Source organism: Rossellomorea oryzaecorticis (genome assembly GCF_038405515.1).
Lineage (GTDB): Bacteria > Bacillota > Bacilli > Bacillales > Bacillaceae_B > Rossellomorea > Rossellomorea oryzaecorticis_A.
This window is the reverse complement of record NZ_JBBYAF010000078.1, coordinates 1-6,035: the sequence shown is the minus strand read 5'-3', so window position 1 is coordinate 6,035 and position 6,035 is coordinate 1. Positions and strand designations below refer to the sequence as shown.

Annotated in this window: 8 protein-coding genes; 5 read left to right on the top strand and 3 right to left on the bottom strand. The window is 42.4% G+C overall.

What is annotated here, in order from left to right:
• The first annotated feature begins 178 nt into the window (after positions 1-178).
• Both AAEO50_RS20810 and AAEO50_RS20805 read left to right on the top strand, forming a co-directional pair.
• Positions 179-457, top strand: coding sequence for a DUF1294 domain-containing protein (locus AAEO50_RS20810; protein ID WP_341986293.1), 279 nt, complete (start codon positions 179-181; stop codon positions 455-457).
• A gap of 147 nt (positions 458-604) precedes the next feature.
• On the top strand, positions 605-1,183 hold the full coding sequence (locus tag AAEO50_RS20805; RefSeq protein ID WP_341986292.1) for a TVP38/TMEM64 family protein: 579 nt from the start codon (positions 605-607) through the stop codon (positions 1,181-1,183).
• 107 nt (positions 1,184-1,290) lie between these two features.
• Here the strand turns inward: AAEO50_RS20805 and AAEO50_RS20800 are convergent, their stop codons facing one another.
• Positions 1,291-1,680 (bottom strand): sigma-w pathway protein ysdB, encoded by a 390-nt coding sequence (locus AAEO50_RS20800; protein WP_341986291.1) that lies wholly within the window; start codon positions 1,678-1,680, stop codon positions 1,291-1,293.
• Positions 1,681-1,820: 140 nt separating this feature from the next.
• Here AAEO50_RS20800 and AAEO50_RS20795 point away from each other — a divergent pair, with 140 nt between their 5' ends.
• Both AAEO50_RS20795 and AAEO50_RS20790 read left to right on the top strand, forming a co-directional pair.
• Positions 1,821-2,309 carry a dUTP diphosphatase gene (locus tag AAEO50_RS20795; RefSeq protein WP_341986289.1) on the top strand — a complete coding sequence of 163 codons (489 nt, stop codon included), beginning with the start codon at positions 1,821-1,823 and terminating at the stop codon, positions 2,307-2,309.
• A 70-nt stretch (positions 2,310-2,379) separates the two neighbouring features.
• Entirely contained in the window at positions 2,380-3,465 is a 1,086-nt protein-coding gene (locus AAEO50_RS20790; RefSeq protein WP_341986288.1) for a M42 family metallopeptidase, read from the top strand.
• Positions 3,466-3,507: 42 nt separating this feature from the next.
• Here AAEO50_RS20790 and AAEO50_RS20785 read toward each other — a convergent pair whose 3' ends face one another.
• Together AAEO50_RS20785 and sspI are read right to left on the bottom strand one after the other, a co-directional pair.
• Complete coding sequence (locus tag AAEO50_RS20785; protein ID WP_341986287.1) at positions 3,508-4,050, bottom strand: isochorismatase family cysteine hydrolase; 543 nt, start codon at positions 4,048-4,050, stop codon at positions 3,508-3,510.
• Positions 4,051-4,327: 277 nt separating this feature from the next.
• A complete protein-coding gene (gene sspI, locus AAEO50_RS20780; RefSeq protein WP_341986286.1) occupies positions 4,328-4,552 on the bottom strand; it encodes a small acid-soluble spore protein SspI in 225 nt (74 codons plus the stop codon).
• 125 nt (positions 4,553-4,677) lie between these two features.
• On the opposite strand from sspI, the gene AAEO50_RS20775 reads away from it, so the two are divergent.
• Positions 4,678-5,436, top strand: a complete 759-nt coding sequence (locus AAEO50_RS20775; protein WP_341986285.1) for an RNA methyltransferase — start codon at positions 4,678-4,680, stop codon at positions 5,434-5,436.
• Positions 5,437-6,035: the final 599 nt, after the last annotated feature.

Here is a 6,035-nt window from a genome sequence, read left to right as displayed (position 1 = left end):
CGGGAAAAGTAGCTAATGTGAGACCCCGCAGGAGCGAACGCGACGAGGAGGCTCACGGGCTACCCGCGGAAAGCGAAGTCTTGCACGGAAATCAATAGCGGTAATCAACATTGTCAATTTCAATAGAAGATTTTAAAAGAATGTTAAGAAACACAGCTTGATAGAAAGAAGGTATCCAATGGAATCAATACTAAATCTCCTATACATATATATCCTGGTAATCAATATCATCGGATTCGTTCTGATGGGAAGGGATAAGAAGAAGGCGCAGCGGAATGAGTACAGGATCAGTGAGCGGACATTATGGACCGTCGCAGTGATCGGGGGAAGCATCGGGTCTTATATCGCCATGAAGGTCTACAGACATAAAACGAAGCACAGATTATTTGCGATGGGCTTTCCGTTCCTTGTCATCGTTCACAGCGTATTGTTTATATGGATCAATCAAGGGATTTGATGGCGGGGTGAATTTGATTTCCTTCTGTATCTTTCCTGAGCTGGACAATCTCCAGTCTGCCATAAATATTCTGCTTTTGTCATACAGTGTAGACAGAATGTATAAACTGTAGAGAATAGAGGTAACAGAAGGAGGTCTGCATTAGCTATGGACGACCGATTAGTAGCAGCATTCGCCATCATGGAAGCTAGTGGGTATATCGCTCCTGTTCTGTTTATATTGTTTCATGTATTGAGGCAGTTTCTTTTCATTCCTGTCGCCCTGGTGTGTATGGCTGGAGGTATCCTTTTCGGCAGCATTCTCGGTACGGTGTATTCGCTGATTGGATTAACGCTCTTATCCATCATTTTTTACTTTGCTATCAAAAGTTTCACGTCGTTTTATGAACGCCTGCTGAGATTAAAAGAAAAATGGTTCGGGAAAAGCGCCGACCTGACGACCGGGCAAATTGCTGTATTACGGCTGATCCCTTTTCTTCACTACCAATTACTTAATCTCTGTTTGATGCAAAAGAATCCGCAATTCAAGCCTTTCGTACGTGCCACCGTCATTTCCAATATTCCTCTCGCGTTTTTCTACACGGTATTCGGCCAATATATCAAGCAATTTTCCCCTCCTATCCTTATCATGATTCTGCTGGCTTTGATTGTACTCTTTTATCTGTTAAGAGAGAAAGTGAGGGTCATTGGGTGGAATGAGTTTTTTCCTGAAAGAAGCCGCATGTAGTCAATATCGCTGAGTATCCTGCAAGAATGCAAAAGAGGGAACCTCTCGGGGTTCCCTTTTAACGTGTGCGTCTTTATCGGTAATTGCAGCGGCCATATCTGCTTAACTCATTTATTGGATTTTCTCATGAACTCGTGAATCGGGCTCTTCCAGTCGATTTTTGCGTTCGGATAGCGTTCTTTAATTTCATTCTGGACGTACTGAAAATCCTCATACCCGACCCCTTTCAAAGACGAAATATTATTGGCCCATACGAAAATCGATACCACTTCAAAGGACTTCTCGGTTGTTCCCAGATATTTTTCTCCTTCAAATAATACACCCTTATACGTTATATAAAAATTCTTCCTGACATTTTCCTGGTCATCAAGGAAATAGAAACGCTTCTGTTCCTGAGCAAGCTCCAGCTTCCGTTTTGGATCGATGATATACTTAATACTGCGGTAAAAAAGGTAGATGATAAGAGCAAGAATGAATAAGCGAATGAGCCATAGCATGTAAATTACCTCCATAGGCATAGATCTTCTATTATTATTTACGGCATAAAAATAAAAAGGTTTCGTTTTTATTTAAAAAATGTGAAAAAGTTTGTCATACTAAACTAAGAAGGCAGAAACGAAAGGAAGAGGAGATCATCATGAATATTGAAAAGCTGTTACATATGCAAAAGAAGCTGGATCAACACATCGAAAGTGAGAATGGGCTTGAAAATGAGGATTTAGTCGATAAAAAGATATTGGCTTTATTGGTGGAAACAGGGGAGCTTGCAAATGAGACGAGAAGCTTCAAGTTCTGGAGTAAGAAGTCACCTTCTGAAAAGGATGTCATTCTGGAAGAATACGTTGATGGTATCCACTTCATCCTGTCCCTGGGTCTTGAAATGGGTCTGAAGGAGATTGACCTGGAAGACAATCATACTCCAAGTAGGGACTTGAATGAGCAGTTTCTTCAGGTGTACAAAGCGATCATCGATTTGAGGGAAGAACGCTCGGTCCGGCACTTTTTTACGTTATTTAATCAGTATTTATCTCTCGGGGAAATTATGGGCTTTTCCAGCGGCGACGTATTTGATGCTTACGTGGAAAAGAACAACGTGAATTACGAGCGTCAAAAAGAAGGATATTAAGATTGATTTTGAAGTATTGGCAAAATTTTAGTATAATGGGAATTGTTTAAACATTTAGGGGGGCGAAAGAATGACAAAATTAGACGAAACATTAACCATGCTAAAAGATCTGACAGATGCAAAAGGTGTTCCTGGTAATGAAAAAGAAGCAAGGGACGTAATGAAACGATACATAGAACCGTTTGCAGATGAAATTACGACTGATAACTTAGGCAGTCTTATCGCGAAAAAAGTGGGAGATGAAAACGGTCCGAAAATCATGGTGGCAGGCCATCTTGATGAAGTCGGCTTCATGATCACACAAATTGACAATAAAGGCTTCCTGCGTTTCCAGACCGTCGGCGGCTGGTGGTCACAGGTCATGCTGGCACAGCGTGTGACAATCGTGACAAGTAAAGGGGATGTAACCGGTATAATCGGTTCTAAACCTCCTCATATTTTACCTGCTGAAGCACGCAAAAAACCTGTGGATATTAAGGATATGTTCATTGATATCGGGGCATCAAGCAGAGAAGAAGCCCAGGAGTGGGGCGTGAAGCCGGGGGATATGGTCGTTCCATATTTCGAATTCACAGTGATGAACAACGAAAAAATGCTCCTTGCCAAAGCATGGGATAACCGCATCGGATGTGCGATTGCGATCGACGTCCTGAAAAACCTTAAAAATGAACAGCATCCAAACGTCGTATATGGCGTGGGTACAGTTCAGGAAGAGGTTGGCCTCCGCGGAGCAAGAACGTCTGCAGCCAAAATCCAGCCTGATATCGCATTCGGCGTGGATGTGGGAATCGCAGGGGATACACCTGGAATCTCAGAAAAAGAAGCCCAAAGTAAAATGGGTGAAGGCCCGCAGATCATCCTTTATGATGCTTCCATGGTTTCACATAAAGGACTTCGTGATTTTGTGACGGGTACGGCGGACGAGCACAATATCCCTTATCAATTCGATGCGATTGCAGGCGGCGGAACGGATTCAGGTGCCATCCATTTAACAGCGAACGGTGTACCTGCCTTGTCAATCACCATCGCCACTCGCTACATTCATTCACACGCTGCGATGCTTCATCGCGATGATTACGAAAATGCAGTTAAATTGATTACAGAAGTGATTAAAAAGTTGGATAAAGACACTGTTGCTAAAATCACTTTTGATTAATGATATGAAAAGACCCTGTTTCCATGCAGGGTCTTTTCCGTTCTATTTAAATTCTACCTCAGCTGATTCGGACATATCTGCATCGATCGTTTTATTGATGATATGAATGGCGCTGTCATTATCCTCTTTGCGTTCGGAGGCGATACAGTCACGCGGGATGCTCACCCCGTATTCTCTCATATAGGCATCGTTAGCCGTGAACAGTACGCAGATATCACCCGCGATTCCAGTTAAAATCAAATGGTTTACATCGAGCTGATGAAGGAGGATCTCAAGCTGGGTACCGAAGAAGCAGGAATGCTTCGGTTTTACAATAAAATAATCATCCTCATCGGGATGAATCTTTTCAATGATGGATTTACCTTTGCCTTCTTTACACACCTCGATGATATCATTCATATTATCCTGCCATAGGCCGTAATTGTCATTTACATAAATGACGGGTATATCTGCTTGTTTCGCCTTCTTTTTTAATTCTTTGATGTTGTCGACGATGTCTTCTGTATTTGAAAGTAATTCGTCTCCACCGTCGAAATCAAATGTATTGATCATATCTATTATTAATAATGCCTTTTTGTTCTTCAATGAAGGAATCTCCTTTCTTTAGTGAAATCAGACTTGATAGGTGTTGGTGCCGGTGCGGAAAATGGAGAAGTTTGTCTAATTGTCGGCAAATCCCATATAATTGTCCGTATTTTTGATTTTTTGTCCGCATGAAGAGAAAAATTACGGAAAATCCAATTTTTAGTAAAAAATGTCCGATTCCCGTTTTTCTGAGGTTATCCTTCTCTTTACCACATAATCACGCGAAGTAAAACAACAATAAAGAAAAACGGGCAACCCTGTTGGGTCACCCGCTTCGTTATTGCTGTTGTTGTTGTTGCTGTAATGATTCTTCTAACGTTTCAAGCAGCATTTGCTGTTCCTGGGGGTCGGCATTTTGCCAGAAGACTTCAAGCAGTACGCCTAAGCCTGGAAGTGTTTTTTCTTCTCCGCCTTGGATGGCGTCGACGATTGTATCCTTTATCTCTTCCTGGCTGTTTCCAGAAACGTTGTGTATAATGGCTTTTCTCAAGTTGAGGTTCATTACGCATTACTCCTTTTGCTTTAGGATGAGGAATTCATAGTTATCATCTCTCAAATTGAATTTATTATGTATTGAAGTTAGGGTATAATGGATTCTTGAAATGTAAAATGAAGGAGCGGGTACGATTGAAGTATATTCAATCCTCTAAAAACCCTGTCGTGAAACAGTGGAAGAAATTATTAACAAAAAAGGGCAGGGAACAGTCCCTTACTTATATAGTGGAAGGCTTTCACTTGGTTGAAGAAGCCTTGAAGCAGGATGATACAGTGATTGAGCTGATTCTTGTTGAAGGCGTGGAAATGCCGAATAAATGGAATTCAGATGGTATCGAGATGATTCAGGTATCAGAGGAAGTCGGCAAAGCGCTGGCTGATACTGAAACAACTCAGGGAGTGTTTGCTGTATGCAGGCAGAAAGATTCGGAAGCGATCAACGAGAGCAAGACATTCTTGCTTCTTGATGGTCTCCAGGATCCAGGAAATATCGGGACAATCATCCGTACGGCAGAAGCATCCGGAATCGATGCCATCGTCCTTGGAAAAGGGACGGTCGATCTCTATAACCCTAAAGTGCTTCGTTCGGCGCAGGGAAGTCATTTTCACTTGCCGATCATCAAGGGTGATCTTTCCGAGATCATTCCTGTCCTTAAAGAAAAAGGCATTCCTGTTTATGGTACCGCTCTTGAGAACGGAAAAGAATATACGACCGTCAAGCCTCAGGATTCCTACGCCCTGATCGTAGGAAATGAAGGCAGCGGCGTGAGCGGCGAAATCCTTTCACTGACAGATCAGATCCTGTATATTACGATTTACGGCAAGAGTGAATCATTGAATGTCGCCATTGCGGCAGGCATCTTGTTATATTATTTTAAAAATGGGCAATAATTTTTCTTAAATGGTTTGAATTATCGGCAATAATTCACTATAATTATGCACATATACTTTAAAAAATGAAGACAGAGGAAAGTAACGCATGATGATTCTTCAAGGGAGAGAATGCCATTAGACTGGAAGCATTCTTAAGAAAAACATGACGTGAACATTTCACCTCTCGAGTTGGCATCGGGACCATTCTGAAAAGGGAATGTAAAGATGCACCGGCAAAGCCGTTATCCGAATCAAGTGAGCGTATTATTTATTGATATGCTTATAAGGGTGGTACCGCGATCACAACCTCGTCCCTTTCCAGGGATGGGGTTTTTTGTTTTTTATGGCCTGTTAAGTATTAATCAATTCCAGCGGTTGATTGGAGTGCAAGACGAAAACTCCTGCGGGAAGAGTAGCTTATGTGAGACGTGTCTAGCTCTGGGGCTTAGAGGCACATGTCATAAGTCAAACCGTCCAAGAAGGCAAAGAACGCCTTCGTGGCCGCTTCGCCTTATGCCACCCGCCTCTAAACAAAGCCCCTCCGCTTTTCTTCCCGCAGGCTTGCCGAGGAGGCTCACGGGCTACCCGCGGAAAGCGAAGTCTTGCACGGAAATCAT